The 25,399-nt window shown below is 63.8% G+C and carries 29 protein-coding genes and 2 pseudogenes; 11 read left to right on the top strand and 20 right to left on the bottom strand.

All coding sequences use genetic code 11. From position 1 onward, the window contains the following. Positions 1-85 precede the first annotated feature (85 nt). From HNQ08_RS17835 to HNQ08_RS17820, 4 genes and pseudogenes are all read right to left on the bottom strand, one after another. Positions 86-403: a hypothetical protein gene (locus tag HNQ08_RS17835; protein WP_184135134.1), complete on the bottom strand. Its 318-nt coding sequence runs from the start codon at positions 401-403 to the stop codon at positions 86-88. Positions 404-755: 352 nt separating this feature from the next. Next, positions 756-914, bottom strand: a pseudogene (locus HNQ08_RS28295) (DDE-type integrase/transposase/recombinase); the annotation flags it as partial. A 179-nt stretch (positions 915-1,093) separates the two neighbouring features. Beyond that, positions 1,094-2,014, bottom strand: coding sequence for a BON domain-containing protein (locus HNQ08_RS17825; RefSeq protein WP_229790220.1), 921 nt, complete (start codon positions 2,012-2,014; stop codon positions 1,094-1,096). A 910-nt stretch (positions 2,015-2,924) separates the two neighbouring features. Further along, on the bottom strand, positions 2,925-3,206 hold the full coding sequence (locus HNQ08_RS17820; protein ID WP_184135131.1) for a hypothetical protein: 282 nt from the start codon (positions 3,204-3,206) through the stop codon (positions 2,925-2,927). Positions 3,207-3,936: 730 nt separating this feature from the next. Between HNQ08_RS17820 and HNQ08_RS17815 the strand changes: the two genes are divergently transcribed. Beyond that, entirely contained in the window at positions 3,937-4,107 is a 171-nt protein-coding gene (locus tag HNQ08_RS17815; protein ID WP_184135129.1) for a hypothetical protein, read from the top strand. Positions 4,108-4,124: 17 nt separating this feature from the next. On the opposite strand, the gene HNQ08_RS17810 is transcribed toward HNQ08_RS17815, so the two are convergent. The 5 genes from HNQ08_RS17810 to HNQ08_RS17790 form a co-directional block, all read right to left on the bottom strand. Next, positions 4,125-4,601 carry a YeeE/YedE family protein gene (locus tag HNQ08_RS17810; protein WP_184135126.1) on the bottom strand — a complete coding sequence of 159 codons (477 nt, stop codon included), beginning with the start codon at positions 4,599-4,601 and terminating at the stop codon, positions 4,125-4,127. Beyond that, a complete protein-coding gene (locus tag HNQ08_RS17805) occupies positions 4,598-5,173 on the bottom strand; it encodes a YeeE/YedE family protein (protein WP_221284279.1) in 576 nt (191 codons plus the stop codon). The genes HNQ08_RS17810 and HNQ08_RS17805 overlap by 4 nt, the downstream gene beginning before the upstream one ends. 59 nt (positions 5,174-5,232) lie before the next feature. Further along, a complete protein-coding gene (locus HNQ08_RS17800; protein ID WP_184135121.1) occupies positions 5,233-6,036 on the bottom strand; it encodes a sulfite exporter TauE/SafE family protein in 804 nt (267 codons plus the stop codon). Continuing rightward, entirely contained in the window at positions 6,033-6,350 is a 318-nt protein-coding gene (locus tag HNQ08_RS17795) for a rhodanese-like domain-containing protein (RefSeq protein ID WP_184135118.1), read from the bottom strand. The genes HNQ08_RS17800 and HNQ08_RS17795 overlap by 4 nt, the downstream gene beginning before the upstream one ends. 61 nt (positions 6,351-6,411) lie before the next feature. Beyond that, a complete protein-coding gene (locus tag HNQ08_RS17790; RefSeq protein WP_184135116.1) occupies positions 6,412-7,806 on the bottom strand; it encodes an MBL fold metallo-hydrolase in 1,395 nt (464 codons plus the stop codon). 61 nt (positions 7,807-7,867) lie between these two features. Between HNQ08_RS17790 and HNQ08_RS17785 the strand changes: the two genes are divergently transcribed. Continuing rightward, positions 7,868-8,134 carry a metal-sensitive transcriptional regulator gene (locus HNQ08_RS17785; protein ID WP_184135114.1) on the top strand — a complete coding sequence of 89 codons (267 nt, stop codon included), beginning with the start codon at positions 7,868-7,870 and terminating at the stop codon, positions 8,132-8,134. A gap of 138 nt (positions 8,135-8,272) precedes the next feature. On the opposite strand, the gene HNQ08_RS17780 is transcribed toward HNQ08_RS17785, so the two are convergent. The 3 genes from HNQ08_RS17780 to HNQ08_RS17770 form a co-directional block, all read right to left on the bottom strand. Continuing rightward, entirely contained in the window at positions 8,273-9,010 is a 738-nt protein-coding gene (locus HNQ08_RS17780; protein ID WP_184135111.1) for a DUF421 domain-containing protein, read from the bottom strand. Continuing rightward, entirely contained in the window at positions 9,007-9,150 is a 144-nt protein-coding gene (locus tag HNQ08_RS17775; RefSeq protein WP_184135109.1) for a hypothetical protein, read from the bottom strand. Before HNQ08_RS17775 ends, HNQ08_RS17780 begins: the two co-directional genes overlap by 4 nt. Positions 9,151-9,537: 387 nt before the next feature. Beyond that, positions 9,538-9,999 carry a universal stress protein gene (locus HNQ08_RS17770; RefSeq protein ID WP_184135107.1) on the bottom strand — a complete coding sequence of 154 codons (462 nt, stop codon included), beginning with the start codon at positions 9,997-9,999 and terminating at the stop codon, positions 9,538-9,540. A gap of 200 nt (positions 10,000-10,199) precedes the next feature. Between HNQ08_RS17770 and HNQ08_RS17765 the strand changes: the two genes are divergently transcribed. The 3 genes from HNQ08_RS17765 to HNQ08_RS17755 are packed head-to-tail and all read left to right on the top strand — an operon-like array spanning position 10,200 to position 12,554. Continuing rightward, positions 10,200-10,757, top strand: a complete 558-nt coding sequence (locus tag HNQ08_RS17765; protein WP_184135104.1) for a DUF305 domain-containing protein — start codon at positions 10,200-10,202, stop codon at positions 10,755-10,757. 25 nt (positions 10,758-10,782) lie between these two features. Continuing rightward, the gene (locus tag HNQ08_RS17760; protein ID WP_184135101.1) at positions 10,783-11,469 is read left to right on the top strand and encodes a winged helix-turn-helix domain-containing protein; all 687 of its coding nucleotides are present in this window, start codon (positions 10,783-10,785) and stop codon (positions 11,467-11,469) included. Further along, on the top strand, positions 11,466-12,554 hold the full coding sequence (locus HNQ08_RS17755; RefSeq protein ID WP_184135320.1) for a sensor histidine kinase: 1,089 nt from the start codon (positions 11,466-11,468) through the stop codon (positions 12,552-12,554). The genes HNQ08_RS17760 and HNQ08_RS17755 overlap by 4 nt, the downstream gene beginning before the upstream one ends. 19 nt (positions 12,555-12,573) lie before the next feature. Here HNQ08_RS17755 and HNQ08_RS17750 read toward each other — a convergent pair whose 3' ends face one another. The 4 genes from HNQ08_RS17750 to HNQ08_RS17735 all read right to left on the bottom strand — a co-directional run bounded on the left by HNQ08_RS17750 (position 12,574) and on the right by HNQ08_RS17735 (position 15,696). Next, positions 12,574-13,092 (bottom strand): DUF305 domain-containing protein, encoded by a 519-nt coding sequence (locus tag HNQ08_RS17750; protein WP_221284278.1) that lies wholly within the window; start codon positions 13,090-13,092, stop codon positions 12,574-12,576. Between the two features lie 73 nt (positions 13,093-13,165). Continuing rightward, the gene (locus HNQ08_RS17745; RefSeq protein ID WP_184135099.1) at positions 13,166-13,603 is read right to left on the bottom strand and encodes a four-helix bundle copper-binding protein; all 438 of its coding nucleotides are present in this window, start codon (positions 13,601-13,603) and stop codon (positions 13,166-13,168) included. A gap of 918 nt (positions 13,604-14,521) precedes the next feature. Continuing rightward, positions 14,522-15,277 (bottom strand): endonuclease NucS, encoded by a 756-nt coding sequence (gene nucS / locus HNQ08_RS17740; RefSeq protein ID WP_184135097.1) that lies wholly within the window; start codon positions 15,275-15,277, stop codon positions 14,522-14,524. Between the two features lie 26 nt (positions 15,278-15,303). Then, positions 15,304-15,696, bottom strand: coding sequence for an SH3 domain-containing protein (locus HNQ08_RS17735; RefSeq protein WP_184135095.1), 393 nt, complete (start codon positions 15,694-15,696; stop codon positions 15,304-15,306). A 47-nt stretch (positions 15,697-15,743) separates the two neighbouring features. Here HNQ08_RS17735 and HNQ08_RS17730 point away from each other — a divergent pair, with 47 nt between their 5' ends. The 6 genes from HNQ08_RS17730 (at position 15,744) to HNQ08_RS17705 (ending at position 20,890) form a co-directional block, all read left to right on the top strand. Then, positions 15,744-16,025 (top strand): DUF3006 domain-containing protein, encoded by a 282-nt coding sequence (locus HNQ08_RS17730; protein WP_184135093.1) that lies wholly within the window; start codon positions 15,744-15,746, stop codon positions 16,023-16,025. Beyond that, positions 16,022-17,032 carry an excalibur calcium-binding domain-containing protein gene (locus tag HNQ08_RS17725; RefSeq protein WP_342355710.1) on the top strand — a complete coding sequence of 337 codons (1,011 nt, stop codon included), beginning with the start codon at positions 16,022-16,024 and terminating at the stop codon, positions 17,030-17,032. Before HNQ08_RS17730 ends, HNQ08_RS17725 begins: the two co-directional genes overlap by 4 nt. Before the next feature lie 44 nt (positions 17,033-17,076). Beyond that, positions 17,077-17,454: an alpha/beta hydrolase family protein gene (locus HNQ08_RS17720; RefSeq protein WP_184135090.1), complete on the top strand. Its 378-nt coding sequence runs from the start codon at positions 17,077-17,079 to the stop codon at positions 17,452-17,454. Between the two features lie 266 nt (positions 17,455-17,720). Next, positions 17,721-18,851, top strand: coding sequence for an acyl-CoA dehydrogenase family protein (locus HNQ08_RS17715; protein ID WP_184135087.1), 1,131 nt, complete (start codon positions 17,721-17,723; stop codon positions 18,849-18,851). A 37-nt stretch (positions 18,852-18,888) separates the two neighbouring features. After that, on the top strand, positions 18,889-19,650 hold the full coding sequence (locus HNQ08_RS17710) for an SDR family NAD(P)-dependent oxidoreductase (protein ID WP_184135083.1): 762 nt from the start codon (positions 18,889-18,891) through the stop codon (positions 19,648-19,650). 94 nt (positions 19,651-19,744) lie between these two features. Further along, positions 19,745-20,890, top strand: coding sequence for a thiolase family protein (locus tag HNQ08_RS17705; RefSeq protein ID WP_184135080.1), 1,146 nt, complete (start codon positions 19,745-19,747; stop codon positions 20,888-20,890). 14 nt (positions 20,891-20,904) lie between these two features. On the opposite strand, the pseudogene HNQ08_RS27525 reads toward HNQ08_RS17705, so the two are convergent. From HNQ08_RS27525 to HNQ08_RS17690, 4 genes and pseudogenes are all read right to left on the bottom strand, one after another. Continuing rightward, a pseudogene (locus HNQ08_RS27525) lies at positions 20,905-21,220 on the bottom strand (IS6 family transposase); the annotation flags it as partial. A 150-nt stretch (positions 21,221-21,370) separates the two neighbouring features. After that, positions 21,371-21,931, bottom strand: a complete 561-nt coding sequence (locus HNQ08_RS17700) for a hypothetical protein (protein WP_184135078.1) — start codon at positions 21,929-21,931, stop codon at positions 21,371-21,373. A 36-nt stretch (positions 21,932-21,967) separates the two neighbouring features. Continuing rightward, positions 21,968-23,032: an ABC transporter ATP-binding protein gene (locus HNQ08_RS17695; RefSeq protein ID WP_184135076.1), complete on the bottom strand. Its 1,065-nt coding sequence runs from the start codon at positions 23,030-23,032 to the stop codon at positions 21,968-21,970. Between the two features lie 22 nt (positions 23,033-23,054). Further along, on the bottom strand, positions 23,055-25,361 hold the full coding sequence (locus HNQ08_RS17690) for an iron ABC transporter permease (protein WP_184135074.1): 2,307 nt from the start codon (positions 25,359-25,361) through the stop codon (positions 23,055-23,057). Between the last annotated feature and the right edge of the window lie 38 nt (positions 25,362-25,399).

The raw sequence follows: 25,399 nt of genomic DNA, 5'->3' as shown, positions 1-25,399 counted from the left end.
TATTGTGCTCCTCAGCCGCTAATCTCCGCCCCCTGGTACACGTAGTGGCCGCCTGGCGGTTTCGAATGGTCACCAGCAAGTCGCCTCATCCCAGCGGAACAGCCTGCCAGTCAGCTTCCTGTGTGTCATCCGGGCTGTGATGGCCAGGGGTGCCCACGGTGCGACAGGTAAAGCTCATCAGAGGCAGGCGTGTCCTGCCGGCAGTCAGGGTATAGGTGCCATGTTGCGCGGCATTCTGGGCATCAGCACTGCTGTGCTCGTAACTGATCTCGACATTGGTGCCCTTGCGGAGTCCGGCCAGATCGGAATGAACAATCTGGCCTCTGAACATCCGGTGGGGATTGGTGACATGTCCATCCCATAGACCGCGTACGGTAATGAGCTGTTCGGCAAGAGGGGTCATGCCTTACCAAAGCAGGCGGGAGGGTGAAAGGAATGAGGGTTATGACTCAAAAGTCCAATTAATCCTGGGGGTTTTGGCCAATGGTTCGCTCTGCAGAAGAGAGCCGCAGGAACACGGGCAGCTCAGATTCCAGGCCGCCTGTTGCGCGACTTGCTACCCGGTCTGGAAGGCTGCTTCCTGGTGAGAACGGCAGTCAGGGACAGGGACGGTGGAGCGGGTCGGTCAAGGTTCGAGACTTGGGCCCACGGACGTGACCTGAACCCCCGCCACTGACGAACACGGCGCCCTGTCGCGCGGTGGGACGGCTCAACGGGTTTGTTGTAGCGGGCTCTCGAGACGACCTGGGCGTGCTTCACGCCATGGATCGGATCGCCGTCCTATCGCTCCGGAGCTTATCCGTGTGGATCACCTCAGGAGCGTTGTCCTCCCCAAGCAAGCGGACGAGAAAGGCTTGGGCCGCCCTGGGGTCACGGTGTTCCTGAAGCAGGATGTCCAGGACAGCCCTGAACTCATCCGCAGCCCTCTAAAGTCAATGCCTAACCCTACCGACTTCCACGCACACCTTGTCCAAGAATCACCGGGAACCCCAGTGGGCTCCCGGTGGTGCAGTGCCCCGGTGAGGAGCAACGCGAACTTGATCCATCATTGTCGGAGAGTTTCGTGATCGGAAGGGAGCTGTACGGGCTTGAATCAGCTGGTGCCCGTCTGACCTTTATTCCGTTGGCTGGACGAGGTGGCCTTGGCTGTCACCGTGCTGGTGTCGTCGCCATGACCCGCCTGCTCATTTCTCTTGACGCGAATCTGGTTGTGGACATCCTTGATGCCGCGCACGCTCTCGGCGCAGTCCTCCGCACGCCGCTTCTGGGAGCGGTCCTGCACCGTACCAGTGAGGGTCACCTCGCCGTTTTGCACCTGAACTTCAATGTCGCTGGCGTCCACGCCGTGTTCGTCCTCCAGGACATCACTGACCATTTCCTTCAGGCGCTCATCGCTGCGCTGGTAACCCTTGGGGCCTTTGCCGCGGTGACTGACCGCGCCCGACTGGCCAGAGCCCATGTCGCGGTCAAAACTCCCCATCCTGGAACCGCCACGGTAGTCAGGATTGCCCTGATAGGGGTCACTGTACGAGCCATAACGCATCCCAGCGCTGTAATCGTCACTGTAGCCAGAGCTCGCCTGGCCCATGTTCCCATAGCGTTGGCTGTCGCGGCCCATGCCACCGGAGTTACGGTCAAAGCCCTGACCATATCCCTGGCGGTCAGAGCCTCCACCCGAACCCTGGCCACCATACCCCTGATTGCCTCGGTACAGATCACCCATACCACGGTTATCACGGTTCATCCCACCGTAGTCTCGACGCTCACGGTCCATGCCGCCACCGGACTGGCCGTAACCATCCCGGTCCGAAGAGCCGCCCCGGTCATAATTGTCGCGACCAAAGTTCTCACGGTCCATACCACCATAACCGCCACGTTGGTCCAGACCACGGTTATCACTCATTGACGAGAAGCGGCCATCATCGCGATCCTGAGACATGTCCGTGGAGCGGTCCATATCATTGCGGTACATGTCATGGCGGGGGTCGTATCGTTCATTACGATTACGGGTCATCTCAACCTCCTGTTCTAAGGTGTAGAAAACCAGTGCCCAGAACTTCCAGGCAGAGCTTTTTCTACTGACTAAATATTCTTCTTTATACCAAAATCTTGGTTTTGAAGTATGTCCTTTGTGTCAAGATATCGCAACGTCCAACTAATGAAGTATCGGTGACGGTCTATCTTCACGCTGATTCATCTTCTATTTTTTGTCTTCCGAGAGCATGACTTTATTTGTACGCATCGCGGTCCGGCTGAGCTGTAAACCGGTCACAATCTATGGCACGTCATCAATAAGCTTCGCGCCGGTAAGTCATTGTGAAATCTGGCTGCCAAGTGGTCCCACCGTCGCGAGAGGCTGCGCCGCTGCCTGTCATGACGTCCGGCCCTGAAACTGCATCTGAAAACACTAGGAAAAGCCCGATTGAGGTGGATCATGGACCAACCCACGTCGTCAATCTCAAAGTCAAAGATGCGGACAATGCCTCGCACGTCAAAGGAGTGAGCCTGTTTTTCCGACAGCAGGGCCAGGGCGTCTGGGAAATCGGGGTGATCGTATGTCCATTATTGAAGGACGAACCCACCGTCCAGCACCCGTTCATACCGCTGATGACCAGTGATCGGTTCTGCGAGGCCGGAATGGTACATCGTGAACACCCAGCTCCCGAGCAATCGATCGAGCGGGCTCATTCGCAGGCCCGCCGATCCCGTACCGGTCCACTGTACGGCTATACCCCAGCTGCCCAGCTAGGAGAGACGCTTTGCCCGCCGCACAGTTCGGATACGTCACCAAGCCCGGCGGCCGAGCGGGGGAGGGTGCCGGTGTTGTCTTCCGAGTCTGAGGCATCATTCCGGTCCCCTTTTCCGTCATGAGAGCGTACGTCCACCCTGGGGTGGCCTGCGCATCTGTTGCTGAACGGATCAGCTCAGTTTGAAAGTTCATGGGTGCTTTTGCCGCCGTCCCCTGAGGTCTGTGCCCCCTGCTCTTGCCTTTCCAGGGCGCCGAGGAAGCGCGTGATCTGCTCGAGCGTGTTAGGTTCAAAGCGATTGCCTCCCAGATGGGGTCCACTCAGGGTGAGCAGGCCGCCAGCGTCGGGACGGTGTGTGTCCCAGGCCCCCAGCTCAAGTGTGGTGGCACTGCCCTGGCGGGGAGCTAGTGTGTCGTCGGGGCTCCACAACGCCAGCACCGGGATGGTCGGCTCAGGCAATTCGGCCGGGGCGGGGTCGCTGGGCGCCAGATTGTAGGCTCGGCGGATCTCGGCCTGGCGGCTGACGGCACTTGCAACTTGGTCCAGCCGTCAATCAATACCACGCCTCGGACGCGGTAGACAGCGCTGCTCTCCGCACTGCGCAGGGCCATCAGCCCCCCCATGCTAACGCCCACGGCATAGCTGCGCCCGTTCCGGGCAAAATGCCGAACGGCCAGGCCCTGATCGCGCTCGGCCTCCTGCATTTCGGCTGGACTGCCCCACTCCCGGGCGCTTTCCGAGCGTACAAAAAGCGTGGCGTAGCCCTCGGCACGGGTCCGCCGGATACGGCCTCGCGAACTCATCAACGGTTGAATGAGGGGCGCAAGGGTTCAAGTTCCGAAGGATCTCGGTAGCCAGAGGCAGGTCTCCCTGCATCCAAGCGATTCTGCGAGTGGGACAATCTGTTGCCCCCTCGGCGTCACCTAGAGGGCGTCGATCTCGGTGTCAAAGGGATCTTCGACACGCAAGGCTTAAAAAGCCAGAATTTCAGACAAACGCATCAGAGATTGCTGGCACTATGGCCTAGGAAATTGCAGAAACGAACGTTTCTAAGCCGGGTAATCAAATAGTGGACGATGCGCATAGAAGGTGACATCAGGACACCGACCTGCGGCAGCACATTGATTCAGGCCACCCGCAATCTGGCTGAAGCTCAGGGCGCTCCGGCCGCGCTGCGCGAGCAAATAGTGTGAAACTCCCTCTGGCTTTCACGTTCGAATTTTCATTCCTGCTAACGACGGCTCAGGTCACCGCGCTGCTGCAGCTCAGTGCGGCCAGCCGCGCGGCGGAGCTGCTGGCCAGAGATCAGGCGGCTCTGGCGCTGTCCGGTCAAGATGTGGCCCTGGCCATGTTCGAATGAGGTTATCTATCACCTCCTTAGTGAGGAAGGCGGTCTTTAAAGGCGCCGTAGAGGTAGGTGCCGAGCAGGGCGAAGGCGAGCACCAGCAGCATGGGCCAGATCCCGGCTCCGAGCAGCGTGAAGATCGGTCCCGGGCAGACCCCCGCCAGCCCCCAGCCCACCCCGAAGGTCAGGCCGCCGAACACGTACCGCCGCCAGCCCTTTTCTTTGTCGGTGACGCGAATGGTCTGTCCGTCCAGGCTGTTCAGTCCACTGCGGCGCAGGAGCATCGTGGTGATCATCCCAGTGACGACGGCGGAACCGATCAGGCCGAACATTTGGAAGGACTCGAAGCGGAACATTTCCTGGATGCGGTACCAGCTGGCCGCCTCTGACTTGACGAGGACCACGCCGAAGTACAGCCCCGCGAACAGGTAGACCAGCAGTCCGGTGACCGTTCGGGCGGAAGAGGCGGGCTCAGTATGGACGCCGGGAATCTGGGAGGTCCTGGTCATCCCATCACCGCCATGAAGAGGGGAAGGAGGACGTTCGCACTCAAGATGCCGCCGACGAAAAAAGACACCGTGGCCATCAGGGAGGGGACTTGCAGGGTGGAGAGGCCCGTGATGGCGTGCCCCGAGGTGCAGCCACCGCCGTACCGGGTGCCGAAGCCCACCAGCAGGCCGGAGACGGCCAGCAGCAGCCACACGGCGGGGTTGGAGAGGTTAGTCAGCTCCGCCGGGACCAGACCAGGACGCAGCTGCACGCCCAGCGCCTGCACCGACCCCGCGCCGGCGGCACTCAGGCGGGTGGGTTCCGGGTTGGCCAGCACGACGCCAGCCACGATCCCACCCAGGATCAGTCCGCCCGCGAACATCAGATTCCAGCGTTCGTTGCGCCAGTCGTAGCGGAAAAAGCTGGGCTTGATGGCATCGGGCAGCAGGATGGCGCAGGCATGCCGCAGGTTGGCAGAGATCCCGAAGCCCTTGTTGCCGAGCCACAACAGTAATGGCACGGTCAGGCCGATCAGGGGGCCCCCCACGTACCAGGGCAGCGGGGAACGGAGAAAGTCGAGCAATTCAGTCATGGAAAAGGACCTCAGGGAAGGGAAAGCCGCAAAGCGGAGGCGCGGATGTGATGTGGGCTTCAATGCCGCAGCTGCGCTGTGGCGGCCTGGGACGGGTTGAGCACCTTGGGCACATTGGTGGCCAGGACATACACGCCCATCACGACCAGAAAGCCCGCGAAGCCCCGTTTCAGGCTGTCGTTGGAGATGCTCTTACCTACCCGGGCGCCCAGGAAGCTGCCCACGATGCCAATGATCGTGAAGAGCGCGATCAGGGTCCAGTTCATCGACAGGTTCTGCTCGGCCAGAACATGCACGTACTTGGAAAAGCCTGCGAAGCTCTTGGCGGCGATGATCAGCAGGCTGGTGCCCACCGCGAGACTCATGGGCAATCCGCCCAGCAAGACCAGCGCAGGAATGATCAGGAACCCGCCGCCCACGCCCACCAGCCCGGTCAGGACGCCGACGCCCAGTCCCTCCGCGCCAATCTTCAGGGGGGAGCGCAGGTGAGGTGCATAACCCTGCGGGGGCACGGTGGAAGGCCGGAACATCATCACGGCAGCGAGCAGCATGACGGCAGCGAAGAGCAGCAACTGCACCACTCCTGACAGATAGACGCTCAGGGCCGCGCCGAGGGACGTGCCCACCACGCCGGGCCCCCCGAACCACAGGACTGAACGCCAGTCGATCTGGCGCTTGACGGCGTAAGGAATCGCTCCGATCAGGCTGATCCCGCCCACGATCGCGAGGCTCTCAGCGATCGCCAGCTTCTCGGGTTCGCCGACCAGGTAGACCAGCACAGGGACGGTCAGGATTGAGCCGCCCGAGCCCAGCAGGCCGAGGCTCAGCCCGATTAGGGCAGCGCCGATCCAGGCGAAGATCATGGCTGTTCGCCCCGGTTGAGGGCGCGGCCCTCGCGTATCCACACTGTGATGCCGCCCGAGAGGTTCATCAGCCCGGTCCTGCCCAGCGAGGCAAGGTAGGCCGCGGCCTGCGAAGAGCGGTTGCCGCTCGCGCAGATCAGGATGGTGTTCGGCGCGATCTCGTCCTCGCGCCCGACGAGCTCGCTCAGGGACAGGTTCACTGCGCCCGGGATGTGCCCCTGGGTGTACTCCCCAATCTCGCGCACGTCGATGAGCCGCGCGCCGTCGCGCTTCTTGCCTTCGACTTCAGTGGTGAAGATGTCCTGGTAGGTCATAGAAGCTCCTTTCAGCAGAAGCGGAGGCGGCCCAGGGGGCGCCGCCTCCGCCGGGTGAGGATTAAACGGACTGGCGCTCGTTCTGCGTCTTCGTCCAGGCGTCGTAGCCCCCGGCGAGTTCCAGCACGTCGAAGCCCTCGGCACGCAGCAGACTTGCGGCGGCGGCACTCCGGGCGCCACCCTGGCAATGCACGACGATCTCGCGGTCTCTCGGCAGGGTGTCCAACGTCCAGGGCAGACGTCCGGCGTGCAGCTGGCGGGCGCCGGGGATGTGACCTTCCTCGTACTCGGTTTTCGCCCGCACGTCGAGAATCAGGGCGTCCGGGTGCGAGCCCAGTGCGGTCGCGAGGATGGGCTGCGCGGCTGCTGTCTCCAGCTCCTGAGCGCTGGTGATAAAGCCGACCACGTGGTCCAGACCGACCATCCACAGCTTGCGGCGCAATTCTTCAGCACGTTCCTTGGAAGCGAGCAAAATCAGCTCGCGGCCCGGGGTCAGCAGCCACCCAGCCCAGGTCTCCTGGGTGCCACCGTCAGGGATGTTGACGCTGCCGACAGGCGCAGCGGCCTGGTGCTCTTCTTTCTTGCGGGTGTCGATCAGCCGGGCGCCAGCGGCCAACTTTGCCTTCACAACATCGGCGCTCAGTTCACTCAGCGGCACGACTTCACCCAACACGACGGGACCGTCGCGGTTTTCTGTCTTCATCCGGCCGTAGTACAGCGGCGCGTCGGGCTGGCCAGCGAGCAGCTCCCGCGTGAAGGCGTCCTCGTCGCCCTGTTCCACCAGCTTGCCCCACCAGCTCAGCGCCCGCTCGTAGCCGACAGTGGTGGTGGGCACCGCGCCCAGCGCCTTGCCGCACGCACTGCCCGAGCCGTGACCCGGCCACACCTGCACGTAATCGGGCAGCGTCAGGAACTTGTCGCGCAGGGAGGCGAACATCTGGCTGGCGCCGACAAAGCGGGTGTCCTGGCCCCCGGCTGCCTCGTCGAGCAGGTCGGGGCGGCCCAGGTCGCCGACGAACACGAAGTCGCCGGTCAGCATCATGCTCGGCGTGTCCCCGCGGGGGGTATCGGTGACGAGGAAGCTCAGGTGCTCTGGGGTGTGGCCGGGCGTGTGCACGGCCTGAAGGCGGATGTTGCCCACCATGAAGGTGTCGCCATCATAGAGCCAGGTCTGGTTGCCGTCGTTGTAGGTGTAGTGCCAGCCCTCGCCGCCCTCGTCGGAGAGCAGCAGCTTGGCGTCTGTTGCCTTGGCCAGTTCGCGGCTGCCCGAGAGGTAATCGGCATGGATGTGCGTCTCGGTGACGTGGGTGACGCGCAGCTTCTGGTTCCGCGCCTCGTCGAGGTACTGGGCGATGTCGCGCACCGGGTCCACCACCAGGCATTCGCCGGTTTTCTGGCAACCGATCAGGTAGGACGCCTGCGCGAGGTCCGTGTCGTAGAAGCGTTGAAAGTACATGCCTAGAGGTTATACCCCCCTCCCCTATTCTGTCAAATACCCCAGGGGGTATACTGACCGCATGACTGCGACCATGCCCATCAGTGACCGTGAAGCTGAAAAGACGAAGATTCTCAACCGTCTGCGCCGCCTGGAAGGACAGGTTCGGGGCTTGCAGAAGATGGTGGAGGAAGAAAAGGACTGCGTGGAGGTCATGACCCTCTACGCCAGCGTCCGAAGTGCGCTCGAGTCCACTGGCGACGTGATTCTGGAGACCTACGTGGAGATGTGCCAGGCCCGCGAGGAAAAGCCGGCCAACCTCGTGAGGCTGCTCAAGCTCGCCCGGTGAGAGACGCTGAGAGCGTCACTGAACTTCTTGTTTTAACCACACGCCGAATTAACTGGGCCTGGGCAGAGGGATGCCAAGGGCAAAACCAGGGGGAGAAGCGGCTGAACTTTGCATTTAAATCGCAGTTGGTCAGGACGCTCAGGACTGATCGGCGCTCATCCCTGCTCCTGCGAGCGGATCGGTGGTCGCCGCTGTCCACCCCTCCAGTCCACCACAGGTGCAGCCCCCCAGCAGACCGCTGACCTGCTGGACCCGCCCGCAGTTCAGGCAGGCCACAAACCCCTGCTGAGGCAGATCCGGGTTCAGCACCGTAGGCGGCTCCAGGTCCCACGGCGGCACCACGGGAAGACCGGGGGGCGAGTCCGTGTCGTGTCTGAAGACGGACAGGTCACCGTCCTGCTCGAAGTAGGCACGGCGGACCTCGCCCAGTTGCATCACTCCTTCAGACCGCAGTTTCTCGAACAGGTCCTCCCGGCTCAGGTTGGCTTGCTCCAGTGCGGCCACGCTGAATACACCGTCGCGGACCAGCTCCACCGGCTGGCCTTCCATGAAGGTTTCCACCCGCTCGGAACGGACCACCAGCCCGGCCAGCACCCGTTGAAAGCCCACCACCAGCGCCAGTGCCAGCATGGCGTGCAGCAGCGGGACCTCGGGATAGAACAGCGGGTCGCCCGCTGCCGAACCCAGCGCGATGACAATCACCAGTTCCAGCGCGCTGAGCTGGGCCAGCCCGCGCTTGCCGGTCAACTGCAGCAGCAGCAGCAACCAGACGAAGATCACGGCGGTGCGGAAGACGATTTCCAGCAGGAACAGCGGCGGCGCGTCACCCAGCCAGATGCGCTGCCAGTCGAAAGGGATGATTTCCGGGCCGCTCAAAAAGAGTCGCCCAGCGTTAAAGTGTCATTCAGGTCCAGGGCCGCCTGCACGTGGTCTCGGATGGACAGGCCAAGCAAGGCCGTCTCGAACGCGGCCCGCCGCTGGCGGCGGACCTCCAGCAGCAGTTCCAATTGGTTCATGCCCCACTGTACGCGTGGCGCTGTCTGGGGCCATGGTGTGACAACGGATAAGAGAGTCGGATTGCGAGACTGGGGGGCTGAGGGTCACCATCGGATCTGTGGATCGGAGACAATCTAGGGGGGCGCATCGCGCAACTGGAGGCGAGATCCCAAGCCCTCCTGCGACGATGTGCTGAGTTCGCCTGGCGCGACCGCGAGGTTGAGGCCCGACGGGCACAGCGGAGGCAGTTCCTCCACCAGGTCTGATTCCTGGAACATCAGCCACCGTGGGAAGACGACGACGAGGGCACTGACGCCAATGACGGGGGTCCGGCTTAACATTCAGCTAGACCCTGACCGGCTGAGCGGTGGGGTGGCCCTCATTTCAGCCTGAACCTCCTGACAAGGCTAGCGGACGATGAGCACGTCGACCGGTGACGCATGGCTGACCATGTCGGAGACGCTCCCCGCCAGAGCGGCGCTCCAGGCGGTCTTGTGACGACGCCCGAGCAGGATCAGGTCGACGCCCACCTCGGCCGCCACTGCGAGGATGGCGTCGGCGGGCCGGAGGGCCCTCAGGAGATGTTCTTCCACCTGCAGGCCGCGCGTACGCAGGGCACTGGCGGTCTCACGCAGGTGCGATTCGAAGCGCTCGTGGTTCTCCTGGAGGGCCAGGCCGCCGCTGCCCCCGAAGGCCACTGTGACGTTCTCCAGACCCTGGTTGCCCTGTGGGATGACGGTCACGACATGCAGGGTGGCGCCGAAGTGTTCGGCGAGCGTGGCCGCGCGCTCGATGGCCACCAGCGAGTGAGGAGCGCCGCCGGTGGCGACCAGCAGGCGTTGGTAGAGAGCGGGCGCAGGCTCGGTCATCTGCTGATCTTGCGATCATAGGTATCGGAAAGCAACCGTGGGGCAAATCAGGCGTTCAAGGTCCCCGGTTGGAATTCCATCTGCATGGCATCACAACTCTCCGACAGAACGTTGGGCAAAAGCGGTGCAGAAGCGAATGCTTGCTATGCCCAGACTCCCCGCTTTACACGGTTTTAACACGGTGGCCCCACGCTGAAGCCATGAAACGCTGTGCCCTGCTGCTGACCCTCAGCCTCACCCCCCTGGCCCACGCCCAGATGACCATGCCTGGCATGAACCACGGCACCCCCATGAACGGCAGCCTGGAGACCCTAAAGGGCAGGGCCTTTGACCGCGCCTTTCTCTCCATGATGATCGTTCACCACCAGGGCGCGGTGGACATGAGCAAAACGGTGCTGAACAACGTCAAGGACACCCAGGTCAAGCGCTGGACGGCAGACATCCTCAGCGTGCAGCAAAAAGAGATCGGCCAGATGAATACCTGGCTGAAGGCCCTCGGCGGCATGGACAAGAGCGCGCAGAACGGGATGATGAGCGAGATGACCGGCATGATCACCACGCTTAAGGCCAACAAGGACAGTGACCGTGGCCTGGTAGAGGGCATGCTGCCGCACCACGCCAGCGCCATTGACATGGCGAGCCTGGCCCTACAAAAGAGCAGCGACGCGCGCGTGCTGGGCCTGGCCCGCGACATCATCCGCACCCAGGCCAACGAGATGTACGTTTACCGCCAGTGGCTGATCAAACGAGGGTTGTGACCCAGGGATTGGGCGGAAGGCGGGCATGGCCCGCGTTCTGATCGTCGATGATGATCCGGCCATCCTGGAAATCCTGCACGCCTACCTGAGCGGCGCGGGGTACGAGGTCTTGCAGGCGGCCGGCGGTCATCAGGCCCGCGAGTTGCTGCCACGCGTCGATCTGGCGATCCTGGACTGGATGTTGCCAGGGATCAGTGGCCTGGACCTGGCCCGCGAGGCGAGGGCCCTGGGGCTTGAGCTGCCTCTTCTGATGTTGACTGCACGTGGTGAGGAGGAGGACAAGCTGCGTGGGCTGGATCTGGGCGTGGACGATTACGTGGTCAAGCCGTTCAGTCCACGTGAGGTGGTGGCCCGTGTCCGCGCCCTGCTCCGACGGGCAGGAGTCCGTCATGAAATTCGCAGCGGCGACCTGGAGCTGGACCTGCGAACCCGCCGCGCCACACTGTCGGGGCAGATCCTGGAGCTGTCCAAGCTGGAGTATGACCTGCTGGCCACTTTCGCGCAGCATCCCGGGCTGGTCTGGAGCCGCGAACGCCTGCTGGAGCGGGTCTGGGGTCATGACTTCCCCAGCACCACGCGGGTAGTAGACGTGCATGTCACAGGGCTGCGCCGCAAGTTGGGCGACGACGCCGACGCTCCCCGCTTCATCGAGACGGTGCGCGGGGTGGGCTACCGCTTCATGGAAGCCCAGGAAGGGGGTGAGGGCAGCTGAAACTCTACCCCCGGCTGTTCCTGTCTCACCTGCTGGTGATCTGCATCGCGCTGGGCGCGGTCCTTCTGATCAGTGAGGTGTTGGCTCCCGCCTTTATTCGCCACCACGTCGAGCAGATGATCACGCTGATCGGCCCCGACGGCGCTTCCCTGCGCCCGGATCTGGAGCGCGGCGTGCGGCGCACCCTGAACGCGGCCCTGCTGGCCTCGTTGCCATTAGCGCTGGTGGTGGCGGCCCTCACGGCGCTGTTCTCGGCGCGGCGGGTGGTGCGGTCCGTGGAACTGCTGCGGGACGGTAGCCACGCTATCGCCACAGGCGATTACAGGCGGAGGTTGCCGGAAGAAGGCCGGGATGAACTGACCGACGTGGCACGTCACTTCAACCGCATGGCCGCTGCGCTGCAACAGGTGGAACAGGGGCGGGTGGAACTGATCTCCAACGTGGCGCACGAACTGCGGACGCCCCTCTCGGCGCTGCGCGGGTACGCCGAGGCCATGAAAGACGGGGTGATGACCCCAGAGGCTGTTTCCGAGGCCATTCTGCGCGAGACGGCCGCGATGGAGAGGTTGGCCCAGGACCTGAGCGTGGTCTCACGGGTGGAGGCAGGAGCGGTGGAGTTGCATCCCAGCGACTTTGCTCCCGCCGCGTTGATCGCCGACGCTTTCGAGCGCTTCGCAGGCGTGTACGAGGAACGTGGCGTGGCACTGGTCCGGGCTGAGGCTGCAGATCTTCCATCCATCACGGCAGACTTCGAGCGGGCCGCGCAGATCCTCGCCAACCTGCTGAGCAACGCCCTGCGCCACACACCACGCGGGGGCCAGGTGACGCTGGGAGCGACCCATAGCGGCGGTGACGTGCTGTTCACGGTGGCGGATACCGGGAACGGCATCCCGGCCGAACATCTGGAGCGCATTTTCGAGCGCTTTTACCGTGTTGACCCGGCGCGCACACGGGGAGACGGCAGCGGGGTGGGGCTGACCATCGCGCGCGGTCTGGCGACCCGTATGGGCGGCAGCCTGGCGGTGTGTTCAAGTCCGCAAGGCAGCATCTTCACCCTGAAATTGCTGGCGGCCCATCCCCACTAGGGGCTGCCAGCCTTCCTCTTTATTTCTTGCTCTCCAGGTCGCGGACCAGCGCCTCCATCTCGGCAATCTCGCGGACCTGGGTCTCGATAATGCCGTCGGCCAGTTCACGCACGCGGGGATCCTTGATCCGGGCCCGCTTGCTGGTCAGGATGGCGATCGAGTGGTGCGGGATCATGGCTTTCATGTATGCCACGTCGCCCACCGTGGCCTGGGACCGAAGCAGCCACAGCGACCCCGCGAAGACAGCGATGGCCCCGAGCAGAATGCCAAGGTTGGCGCGGCTGTTCTTGTACATGTTCAGCATGTACCCGAGCATGATCACCGCCATCACGGCCCCCATGTAGATCGCCATGAACACGCGCGTCTCGCTGAAGTAGACGTGATCGAGCTGGTAGGTGTTCAGGTACATCAGGCCGTACATGATCACGGTGGAGGTGGCGATCATGGCCGCGAAGCGGCCATAGCTGCCCCCCATCTTGCCCATCGGCTTTTCGTCTGAGCCCTGAGCTGCCCCCTGGCGGTTCATGGATTTGTTCATCGTTGACTCCTTGGCAGGGAAAACCGCCTGCAGCGTAAGTCCTGTGGCAGACGGCGGCAAACTGCACAGGACTTTAGGCGTTCAGGCCATCGAGCATCTTCTGGCACGCCTGCTTGCAGCGGCGGCACGACTCGGCGCAGACAGCACAGTGCTTCATGTCCATTTTCTCGGCATGCTCCTGGCACTCGTCGCCGCAGGCTTTACAAGCCGCCAGGCAGGCCTGGAGCTGCGCGCGGATCACGGCCATCTCCGGCTGGGTCTGGCGGATCAGCACGCGCCCGGTGGTGGTGCAGATGTCGGCGCAGTCGAGGTTGAGCCGGATGCAGTGGGTCAGGTGTCCGGCGTGTTCGGTCTCGCCTAGGCAAGCGTCGGCGCACGAAGTGCAGACCTGCGCGCACTCGAAACAGGCGTCGATGCATTCGGTCAGGGCGTTCAGATCGAATGGGGACTGGCCGATCTGTGGATGAGTCTGCAGCATGTGGGTGATGGTCGAGCTGGCGTTCTGGGTCATGGAAAACCTCCGGGAAATAGGACGGAAATAGGTATACGCGGACGTTCGCTTCCCATCGTGCAAGGGGGCGTGTTAAGCCCGTGTAACGCGCCATCTTCCCTCAACATCGGCTTAAGACGGTACAAGGCTCCCACCGACCGGCGGGCGGGCGACCATGAACAGGCCCCCTCTCTTGCGAGGGGCCTGTTCATATCGTCTGGTTTAGGCGCCTGAGCCCTTGGGCTCCAGCCTGTCACGGAGCCGCATCAGGAGTTCCTCGCCGCTCTGGTAGCCGGGGCGCACGAAGACCATCGCCGCTGATGAGCGCTAGCACCGTGATCGTCACTGTGAACGCGCTGATGCTTAACCGCGTGCGTCTTCCTTCCACGCGCGCCTGAAGAGCACTGAAGGCGGGGCGGGCCTTCTGGAGGCCTCCCCCGCGCGTTATTCAGACGTCGGGCATGCTTTGCTCGCCTGTAGAGCGCAAAATTCGGTGGCTCACGCTTCGCCGGGTAACAAAGGGAAGGCCAGGATCATCTGGCGGCGAGGCCAGGAGCTGTTCGAGCCTGGAACTCTGACACTCGCCCTGGCTGCGCCCTCCACAGCAGAACAGGTCCATAGCACAAAGGAGCCAGGGCAGTCCATTCAACTGTTGCAGAAACGAACGTTTAAGCGGTGCTTCGAGACATGGGACGAAGTGCAGCTTCGAGCGTTGCGAAATCCTGTTGTCCAAGACCGTGAAGGGGCGATCCGTTTTTGCAACCTTGCGGGCCGGATTTTTGGCCCTTGTCCGATTCATTTCATGGGGCGTAAATAAGAAAGCGACCCAGACGCAGGAGGCACATGCAGGATCGTTACTGCTCCAAGCCCCAGCTCCTCTCCACCACAAGATCACGCTCCACCGTAGTGTCGCGGCCTTTACTTGACACCTTGATCTCTTTAATCGAAGAGGGAGGGCAAGGCCGCTGGTGCAGGCGCCTCTGGCCACGCGCCGATCTCGCGGAATTCCAATCCCCTGGCGCGCAATTCTTTCAAGGCCGGCGCCGTGATGGACGGCGCCGCCAGGATGCCCCGCACCGTATGAACACCGGACTTCTGCACCGTCGCAACGTAGCGTCCCAGCTGACTGACTGCATCCTGCGTGGCCCGGCCCCGCTTGAGTTCCACCACCACAGACCGCCCTTGCGCGTCACGCGCGTATAGGTCAATACCGCCAGAATCAATCAGTAACTCACGGTCCAGCACGGTCAGGCCGGGCTCGATCAGCTCTGGATGACGGGCCAGCGCGTCCTGCATCTGCTTCTCCGAGCCAGACAAGGTAAACGATGCTTCCTCGTACAAATCGAGCGCCAGCGCGAGATGAGGGTGCAAGAAGGTGACGCGCACAAGTTCTTCTGGACTCCGACGAGAAGCGTGCAGCACGCAGTGACCATGTTCAACACAAGCGGAGAGCTCATCTGTCCGGGGTTGCCAGTTCATGGGCTTGATGCCGGTGGGGGCATGGATCTGGAGGCTACCATCACGTTTGATCATGACGAGGTACGCGCCGACTTCGGCCGTGCTGGCGGCACGGCCGTGGTAGGTGACTTCAGCGAGTCCGGCAACCTGGATCAGGCAATCGCGGGTGCGCGTGTGGGTGGTGAGGAAGGTGCTCAGACTGCCTGCGTCCGGGGTGAGGAGTTGAGCGCGGATCATGTCCGCATGGTGTCATGGTGCAGCGTTCAGCGCCGCAGATACTGTTGGGACACGTAACCGATGCCCTGTGCCGCGCTCACCTTGCACCAGCCGGACGCGCAGAACTGCACGCGCACCCGCGTATCCTTGACCAGTGTCGCCACTTTCGTGGTCTCCGCTCCCGGTCCAGCCCGCAGATTGAGGTTAGTGGTGGTGTAGCGGATCGCGTCGTCCGTTGGCGGCGCGGCTGCCGGGATAGAGACTGGCCTGACCTGCTGGGTGGTGGGACACCCCGAGGTATAGCCCAGATCGCCGCAAACGTAAGAGCCGCTGTCGCTGGGGCAAGAATGCCAGCGGTGACACCCGCTGCGGTGGGCCTGGGCGGGAGCCAGGAAGAGAAAGAACACGGCCGTCGCGCCCAACGTCAATTGTCTTCTCATAGCGCAATCTCGCACGGGAGCTTGGCGTGCATGCGCTACTTTGCGGCATGACGGAAAAGCGTGGGGAGTTGGGCATCAGTTACGTCACCATCGACGGCATCGAAGGTCACCTCGCCCGCGTCGAGCTACCGGATGGCACCACCGAGGACTGGCAATTGGCCAGCCTACCCAAAGGGGTCAGAGAAGGCGACGTCATCCGCATCGACGTGCAGGGCGGCGACGTAGAGATGGAAATCGATCACCAGGAAACAGACCGACGCCACGCCCTGGGCCAGCGACAGCTCGATCAACTGAATGCCCAGGCACCCGAAGGAGATCTGGACCTGTGAGGCGCGTCCTCGTTCTAGCCGCGCTGCTGGGTGGGATGACGGTGGCCCAGCCCGCCCCTGCTGGGGTGCTGACCATCCGTTTCCTGGACGTCGGGCAGGGCGACGCCGTCTTGATCACCGCCCCTGAAGGACAGAGCCTGCTGTACGACGGTGGACGGTCTGAAAAACGAATGACCGAATTGTTGGGCCAGTACAGTGTCAAAAGTCTCGCGATCGTGGCGGCCAGTCACGGCGACGCAGACCACATCACTGGCCTGACCCCAGCCGTTCAGGAGTTCAAACCAAAGTTTTTCCTCAACAACGGCATCGCGGCGAACACCCAAACCTTCAGCAAATTGACGGCGGCGGTGGGGACCGCCGGCACCCAGGGCCTGCTGGCCAGTGACCGGGTGATCAATCTCGGCAGCGTGAAGGTGACCATCCTGCCCCCACCACCCGGGATGCCGAAGACCGATCAGAACCTCAACAGCGTCGGCCTGCTGATCGAGTACGGCACCTTCCGCGCCCTGATGACCGGAGATAGCGAGACCGCGGAAACAGCAGGCTGGCTGAAGAAGTACCCGGCCAGCAAACTCGGTCCCATCAACGTCTATAAATCCATTCATCACGGGGCCAGAAATGGCGACAACCCGGCCTGGCTCAAGGCAGTACGGCCCAGCAATGTGGTGATCGGCGTCGGTCCCAACAACTACGGGCATCCCACCTCGGAAGCGCTGGCGCTGTACAAGAGCGTGGGTGCCTCGATCTACCGCACCGATCTCAATGGCACGGTAACAGTCACCGTGCAACCCGGTGGGAAGTACGCCCTCGTGACGGAAAAGGGGACCGGGACGGTGCCTCAGACTCGGCCGACTCCACCGGCACCGTCCCCTGCTCGGCCGCCCAGTTCCGTGACGTATCCGAGCTGTGCGGCGGTGCGAGCCGCGGGCAAAGCACCGCTCCTGGCCGGGCAGCCGGGCTACAGCCGCAAACTAGACCGCGATGGCGACGGGCGGGCCTGCGAATGAGCCCGCTCGATCGGTTGCTCGGAGATTGGGATTAGGTGTTCACGATGCACCATTCCGGCGTCGCCGAACCGATCACTGGTCACCAGCGGTATGAACGGGTGCTCGGAGGTGCGTTCGTCCTCCAGCACTGGACCTATCACCACCCCACGTTCCTGTGGTACACAACGGCAGATATGGTCGTGCCTTCGCAGGATGCCCTGCGTTTCGCGCTGGCCTTGGCCGATCAGCGCGCACCGTATGAGCTGCATGTGTTTGAATGCGGCGCGCATGGCCTCTCCCTCGCCGATGAAACCAGCGCCGACGACCCTCGACTGATCAATCCAGAGGCACAAGTCTGGATCGACCTGGCCTTCAAGTGGCTCACCCAGCAGCAAAAGCATGTACAGCGCCGCTCAGAAGTGGCCCTGAGCGCCAGCAGGTGAATTCTATATTGCCTAACAGACGATGCCTCCCCTGGACCAATTCTGATGCCAGGAATCGACTAAGCCTCCATTTGGGCTTTGGTGTTGAGTCCTGAACGACAGTCACGGTCCACGAGGGACACCAGAGCGAGCCGCCGGGGAGCTGAGCGGAGTAAAGTTTTAAGATCGTGTCTTTGTGCCTGCAGCGGCAGTTCTAGCCCCTAATGTCCCAATCACGCACGGCAACTGGCGGCGCTCTGCCGCAGGCACGCCCCAGGGAGGGTCACTTGGATTTCCTACTCAACCACGAAGAACGCCAGCTTCAGCAACTTGCCCGCACATTTGCCGGACGCGAGATCATCCCACAGGCCTCGGAACTGGACCGGACCAAGACGTTTCCACAGGCCATCTACGATCAGGCTCTATCCCTGGGGCTGCTCAACCTGACGGTGCCGGAAGAGTACGGGGGCGCAGGACTGGGCTGTCTGGCCCTGACCCTGGTGACCGAGGAACTGTGCCGGGGCTGCGTGGGCGTCGGCGCGGCGCTGAGCATCAACTCGCTGGCCGCCGACGCCGTCATCCACCATGGCAGCGAGGAGCAAAAACAGTGGGTGCTGCCTCGTCTGGTGGCCGGCGAACTGGCGTCCTACGCCGCGACGGAACCGGGGGCGGGCAGCGATGTGGCCGGACTGCAGACCCGCGCGGTGCGTGACGGTGACGATTACGTGCTGTCGGGCAGCAAAACCTGGATCAGCAATGCCAACCTCGCCTCGTTCTTCGTGGTCTTTGCCCGGACCGGGGACGGGGGCAGCACCGGCCTGAGCGTCTTTATCGTCGAGCGCAGCACACCGGGCCTGAGCGTCGGGGAGCCGCTGGACAAGCTGGGGCAGCGCTGCGCGCCCACCTGCGAGATCTTCTTCGATAGTTGCCGCATTCCCGCCTCGCAGCGCATTGGGGAAGAAGGGCAGGGCTTCCGCATCGCGATGGACGCCTTCGATCACTCCCGCCCGATGGTGGCGGCCTTCGGGGTGGGCGTGCACGCCCGCTGCTTGGAAGAAAGTCTGGCGTATGCCCAGACACGCCAGACGATGGGCCAACCGATCATCCGTCATCAGCTGATCGCCGCCAAGCTGGCCGAGATGTCCACCTCGCTGGAGGCCGCTCGTCTGCTGGCCTACCGCGCCGCGTGGCTGATCGACCACGGTCAGCGCAACACCCTGGCTGCTTCGCAAGCCAAGCTGTTTGCCGCCGAGAGCGTGATGGCGGCGGCCACCGAGGCGGTGCAGATTTTCGGCGGTATGGGGTACTCGACGGAATATCCCGTGGAGAAACTGTTCCGGGACGCCAAGGTGCTGCAGATCTACGAAGGCACCAGCGAGATCCAGAAGCTCGTGATCGCCCGCGAGTTGCAACGGTAATTCAGCTTATCTGAACGGCAGCAGCAGGAGGGAAGTCATGAATCTCAAAGACAAGACAGTGCTGATCACGGGGGCGGCTTCCGGGCTAGGAGCGGGCGCGGCCCGTATGGTGGCCGAGGCGGGCGGGTTTCCGCTGATGCTCGATCTGAATGTGGAGGCGGGTGAAGCGCTTGCCAGGGAACTCGGCGGCCTGTTCGTGCGAGCGGACGTGGCAAGTGAAGTCGACGTGCAGGCGGCCATTCACACCGGACGCGAGCGCTTCGGCGAATTGCACGGGGCGGTAAGCTGCGCCGGCATTGCCCCGGCGGCCACCACGGCGGGCAAGCGCGGCCCACACCCGCTGGACGTGTTCGAGCGCACGGTGCGTGTGAACCTGATCGGCACCTTCAATGTAATTCGCCTCGCAGCTCAGGCCATGCTGGACAACGCGCCCGGCGATTCGGGCGAGCGAGGGGTAATCGTCAACACCGCGTCCGTCGCAGCTTACGACGGGCAGATCGGGCAGGCCGCCTACGCGGCCAGCAAGGGAGGCGTGGTGGGCATGACGCTGCCGATTGCCCGTGACCTAGCCCGCAGCGGCATCCGGGTGGTGACGGTGGCCCCCGGCATCTTCGAGACGCCCATGCTCCAGGGACTGCCGCAGGACGCCCAGGACTCGCTGGGTCAGCAGGTGCCCTTTCCCAGTCGCCTGGGACGGGCTGACGAGTACGCGGCGCTGGTCAGGCACATCTTTGAAAATCAGATGCTCAACGGCGAGACCATCCGGCTGGACGGCGCGATCCGGATGGCCCCGAGATGAGCGCCAACGTAGCAACTCTGCATGGACGGGAGCAGTCCATGTCTGCCCCTGGCAGCTTCCAGGACCAGAGCGTTCAGGGGAACAAGGAGCACCGATGAGAGAAGCTGTCATTCTGGAAGCCGTTCGCACCCCCTACGGCAGGCGGGGTGGAGCCTACCGCGAGGTGCGGCCCGACGCCCTGCTCGCCTTTACGCTGAAGGGGCTGCTGAACCGTGCGGGCCTGGACGCGGGCAAAATAGAGGACGTGATCACCGGAACGGTCACCCAGACGGGCGAACAGGGCGCGAACATCGGGCGGCTGGCGGCGCTGTTGGCCGGGTTTCCCGCCGAGGTGCCTGCCCTGAGCCTCAACCGCATGTGTGGCAGCGGACAGCAGGCCGTGCATTTCGCGTCGCAGGGGGTGGATGCCGGGGACCTGAACTACGCCATCGGCTGCGGCGTCGAGAGCATGACCCGCGTGCCGATGTTCAGCGACATCGGCGGCGGCTTCGAGCGCCTCAACCCCGACCTGCTGGGCGCAGTGGACCTGATTCACCAGGGTGAGAGTGCCGAGCGTATCGCCGACGCCTGGGGCTTGAGCCGCGACATGCTTGACGCCTTTGCCGCAGAAAGCCACCGTCGGGCCGCCGCGTCGCGCGGGCTGCACGCTGAACTGCTGCCTGCACCTGGACTGGACGCGGGCGGGAATACCATCACCGTGCAACACGACGAGGGCGTGCGTGGCGACATCGACCCGGCGAAGATGGCGGCCCTGAAGACTCCGTTCCGCGAAGCCGGGGTGGTCACGGCGGGCAACGCCAGCCAGATCAGCGACGGGGCCGCCGCCGTGCTGGTGGGGGACCGCGAGGTGGCCATAGCCGACGGCCTGCGCCCACGCGCCCGCTTCCGTGCCCGCGTGGCGGTGGGGGATGACCCCACCATGCAGCTCACGGGCGTTATCCCGGCCACCCGCAAGGCACTGGCCAAGGCGGGGCTGACCCTAGCCGACATCGACTGGATCGAGATCAACGAGGCTTTTGCCAGCGTGGCCCTGGCGTGGACCCAAGAACTGAAAGTCGATCCAGCCCGCGTCAATCCCTGGGGCGGCGCGGTGGCCCATGGCCACCCCCTGGGGGCCAGCGGCGCGGGATTGATGGCGAAGATGCTCAGCGGTCTGGAAGCCACGGGCGGCGCGGTGGGTCTGCAAACCATGTGCATCGGGCACGGCATGGCCACCGCCACCATCATCGAACGCCTCTGAAGCGCGTTTGCAGCAAGGAGGCCGAGAACTGCGCCTGATTCGTCGATTGCCCTCCATAACCAGTGTTTTGTGCTAATGATCTCGACGCACACCTCATCCAGGAACCCTCGGGAATCCCGTTGGGGTCCCGATGCCGCAACTCCTCAGCGAGCAGCGGTGTGAACTTGATGTCCCACTGGCGGAGGGTCTCGTGACTGACAACAATGCCACGCTGGTGCAGCAATTCTTGGACATCGCGCTCACTGAGGGGAAACCGGTGGTAGAGCCAGAGGGCGTGCCCAATGATGCTCAGGGGGAGGGCGATGGCCGCAGAGGCTTGCGATCATTCACGGAAAATCAGCCTATTGCGCTTAACTTGCCAGAACCCTTCGAACACCATAGTGGCCGCCACGTTCCCAGACGGGCGGCCACCATCGAAGTTGCGATTCCTGCTCCATGTGGCCGGTCAGGCAACCTTGGTCACCCGATCAGGCGAAAGCTTTACTGACCGATCCAGTCGATCGTCTGCGCCGCGTCGCGCAGGTTCTTGACCTCGCCGGTAGAGGCAGTCAGCTTCAAGGCGGCAGCGGTGCTGGCCGTGGCGTTCAGCAACAGCGTGACTGTGCCGTCCATGCCCGTCATCGTTTCGTACTTGACCGTTTCATCGGGGGCGATCGTCGCCGCAATGGCTGTCGCCGTGCCGTCCACCATGCTTGAAATTACGTAGACCGGGGCCTTGCCAGTGTTCTTGACCTCCCAGGTCACGGCCACGCCTGCCACCGGGTTGCCGTCCTTGTCGGTGGCGAGCACAGGAATCATGACCTCGCCCACATCGTCGCTGGCCACGGTGGGAGTGGCGCCCGCACTGACTGGAGACGTGATCTCCACGTCCTGGATCTCGACCCTGGCGACGGGGCCCGCCTGGACAGGGATAGCGGCCGCAGGCGCAGCAGGCGTGGTCTGGGCCACGACGCCAGGCGGCAGGGCAGGAATGCTGGCAACGGAAATCTGGGCGGTGGCGGTGGGCAGCATCAGGGCAGCGGTCAGCATCAGGTGGCGCATATGGAACTCCTTTGGACAGGGGGCGGAATGTGGACTTCAGGCGGGCAGGATGTACAGGCCGTTGCTGCGGAAATCCAGGTGGATGTCGCTGCCGTTGGGCAAAATGGTAGATTCAGAGGGTGGGGCGATCAGGACCGCGCCGGCGGACGTTTCAATGGTGTACTCGGTCATGGCCCCCAGGTACGCGCCGGAGGTAATGCGCCCGGCCAGCCCGGTCTCGCTGAACGAGATCGACTCGGGCCGCACCAGCACGCGCACGTTCCCCGTAGGGGCGCCGGGTTGCGTGTAGGGCAGAAAGACGTTGCCAAAGCCGAGCTTCTGGCCATCGTAGGTGCCCTGCAGCAGGTTGGCCTCGCCGATAAAGTCCGCAACAAACGCGTTGGCGGGGCGGCGGTACAGGTCTTCAGGGGTGCCGATCTGCTCGATCCTCCCCGCGCTCATGACCACCACCACGTCCGAGATCGCCAGCGCCTCGGCCTGATCGTGGGTCACGTACACAGCCGTGATCCCCAGTTGCTGCTGGATGGCGCGAATCTCGTTGCGCATCTGACGGCGCAGTTTGGCGTCCAGGTTGGACAGCGGCTCGTCGAAGAGCAGCACCTTGGGTTTCATCACCAGCGCCCGGGCCAGGGCAACACGCTGTTGCTGGCCGCCGGACAGCTGCGAGGGCGCGCGGCTGCCGTAGCCCCCCAGGCCCACCAGTTTCAGGGCGTCCTCGGCGGCCTGCGCAGCGTCGGGGCGGCGGGCCACCCGCAGGCCGTAGGCGACGTTCTCCAGCACGCTCAGGTGCGGAAACAAGGCGTAACTTTGGAAAACCATCGTCACATCGCGCTGCGCCGCCGAGAGCTGGGTCACGTCCTCGTGGTCGATCGATAGTTTGCCCTCGGTGATGGTTTCCAGCCCCGCGATCATCCGCAAGATGGTGGTCTTGCCGCAGCCCGAGGGCCCCAGCAGCGTGACCAGCGTGCCAGGTTCCACGGTCAGGTTGGCACTCTGAACAGCCGTGGTCTTGCCGAAGCGCTTGGTGACGCCTTCCAGTTTGACCGGGGCCGCATGGGGGTTGGGGACGGAGGCGGGGGGGCGGACTTGGGTGGCAGTCATGGGGTCCTCTCAGGAATGCGGTTCATACACTCACCTTCGCCTGCGATCCCATGCGGCCCACGGCCCAGGTCATCAGGGCGATGACCACGGCCAGCGTGAACACCAGCAGGGCCGACAGCGCCGCTGCGTCGCCCAGCTGTCCACGCTCCACCATGCTCAGCACTTCGCTGGTCACCACCTTGTGGTCTGGCGAGATCAGGAAGATGATCTGCGAGATGGCGGTCATGGCGCGCACGAAGGCAAAGATCAGCGCCGAGATCAAGGCGGGGCGAATCAGTGGCATCACCACCCGCCACAACGTGGTCAGGCTGCCCGCACGTAGCGTCGTGCTCGCCTCTTCCAGCGCCGGGTCGATCTGGCGCAGGTTGGCGACGGCCGACCGGATGCCCACCGGCATGTTGCGGAAGATAAAGGCGACGATCAGGATCAACATGGTGCCGGTCATGTACGCGAAGCCGCTATTGAGCGCCAGGATGTACCCGATGCCGATGACCGTCCCGGGCACCGCAAAGGACAGCAGCGAGCCGAGCTCAATAAAGCCGCGCCCGAAGAACTTCTGCCGCGTGATGAGGTAGGCGATCACCACGCTCAGGATCAGCACCGGCACGCTGCTGAGGGCGGCGATCTTCAGGGTGTTGAAGAAGACGCCCAGCGAGCCCACCGACAGGTTGCGGATGTGTTCGAAAGTGAAGGTGTTGTCAAACCCCCACAGCTTGACCAGGGCCCCGAAGAACATGCTGCCGTACACTGCGCCCACGAACAGCACCCAGACCATGAAAACCAGCAGCAAGATGCGCTCCAGCACAGGAGGCAGCGGCGTCACCGTGCCCTGCGCAGGCTTGCCGGTGATGGTGGTGAAGCTGGTGCGCCCCAGCCACGCCTGCTGTGCCAAGAACGCCGAGACACTCAGGGCCAGCAGCACCGTGCCGTACACCGACGCCTCGGCGGGGCTGAATTCCACCGCGAAATAGACCTCGGTGGACAGGAACGAGCCGCCCATCACGAACGGGTTGCCGAAGTCGGCCAGGCTCTCGATGATGGTCAGCAGGAAGGCGTTGGCGAGGCCAGGGCGCACCAGCGGCCAGATCACGGTCTTCAGGACATGCCAGCGGCCCGCGCCCAGGGTGACGGCGGCCTCTTCCAGCGTGCCGTTCAGGCTCTGCACCACGCCCACCAGCACCAGATAGGCAATGGGGGTGTAGGCCAGCGTCTGCGCGATGCCCACGCCCAGCGGCCCCAGCAACGCGTCGGTGTCCAGTCCGAGGATGTCCTTGGTGATCAGCCCCTGGCGACCCAGCAAAAAGATCAGCGCGAAGCCGATGACAAACGGCGGCGTGATGATCGGCAGCAGTGAGAAGACGCCCAGCAGACGACCGGCCGTGATGCGCTGGCGGGTCAGCCACCATGCCATCCCCACTCCAGCCAGCACGCCCACGCCCTTGAACAGCAGCCCCAGCCCAGCCGTTTGTGGGGTGCTGGCGGCCAGCGATCCAATCGCGTACCCGGCCAACGCCAGCGGCACGAACAGGTAGGGGCCGAACGGCGCGCGGCTGCGCGTGCCCAGCAGCGCGAAAGCGAGGGCCAATGCGGTGGCCGCCGTCGCCACGCTCACAGCCAGCAGCACGCTGTTGCGCAGCGCACCGAAGCCGAAATACAGCGCGGCGACGATCCCCACCCCCAGCGCCGCCAGCACGGTGTTGCGCACGGTGGCCCAGACCGGAAGCCGTCGCCACAGGGACGCCCCCAGCCCGGCCACCGCACCAGCAACGGTGGCCATCACTGCCAGCGTCGTTTCACTGCGGGCGGTGGTCTCATTCTCCAGCACGAAGAATGCCGGTGAACTCAGCACGCTGCGGAAGGCTTCCAGCGAGAAGCCCGTCTCGCCGAAGGCACTGCGCAGCACCCTGAATAGCGGGAACATCACGAACAGGATGAGAAAGAGGCCCACCCACAGCGTGGAACTGGCGATGAAACGGTCGGCTTTGATGATCCCCGTGTCTGACAGGGCCATGCCTGTGACCGACAGCAGGGCCAGCGCGGTGATCAGCGCCCCCAGATCGGCGGGCTCGTTCCTGAAGACGATGAAAAAGGCGGTGACCAGAAATCCGGCCAGCGCAGCGATCAGTGTGGGCAGGGCGCGGGCGGCGCGGCCCACGAAGCTCAGGCCCAGGGTGGCGACCAGGGCCAGCAGCGGCGCCCACAGCACCGGCAGGGTGCCCAGTAGCCCCAGGCCGCTGGGGCCGCCGGCCAGAAAGGCCCGGCCTTCACGCGCCCATGGCAGGAAAGCAAAGGCGAGCAGTCCCAGCAGCGGCCACAGCAGCAACGCCACCTGAACGCCGCCCCGGTTCCTGGCCGAGACGGGAGGAT

The organism is Deinococcus humi, from assembly GCF_014201875.1.
Taxonomy (GTDB): Bacteria; Deinococcota; Deinococci; order Deinococcales; family Deinococcaceae; genus Deinococcus; species Deinococcus humi.
This window is presented reverse-complemented; position numbering and strand designations above follow the sequence as displayed.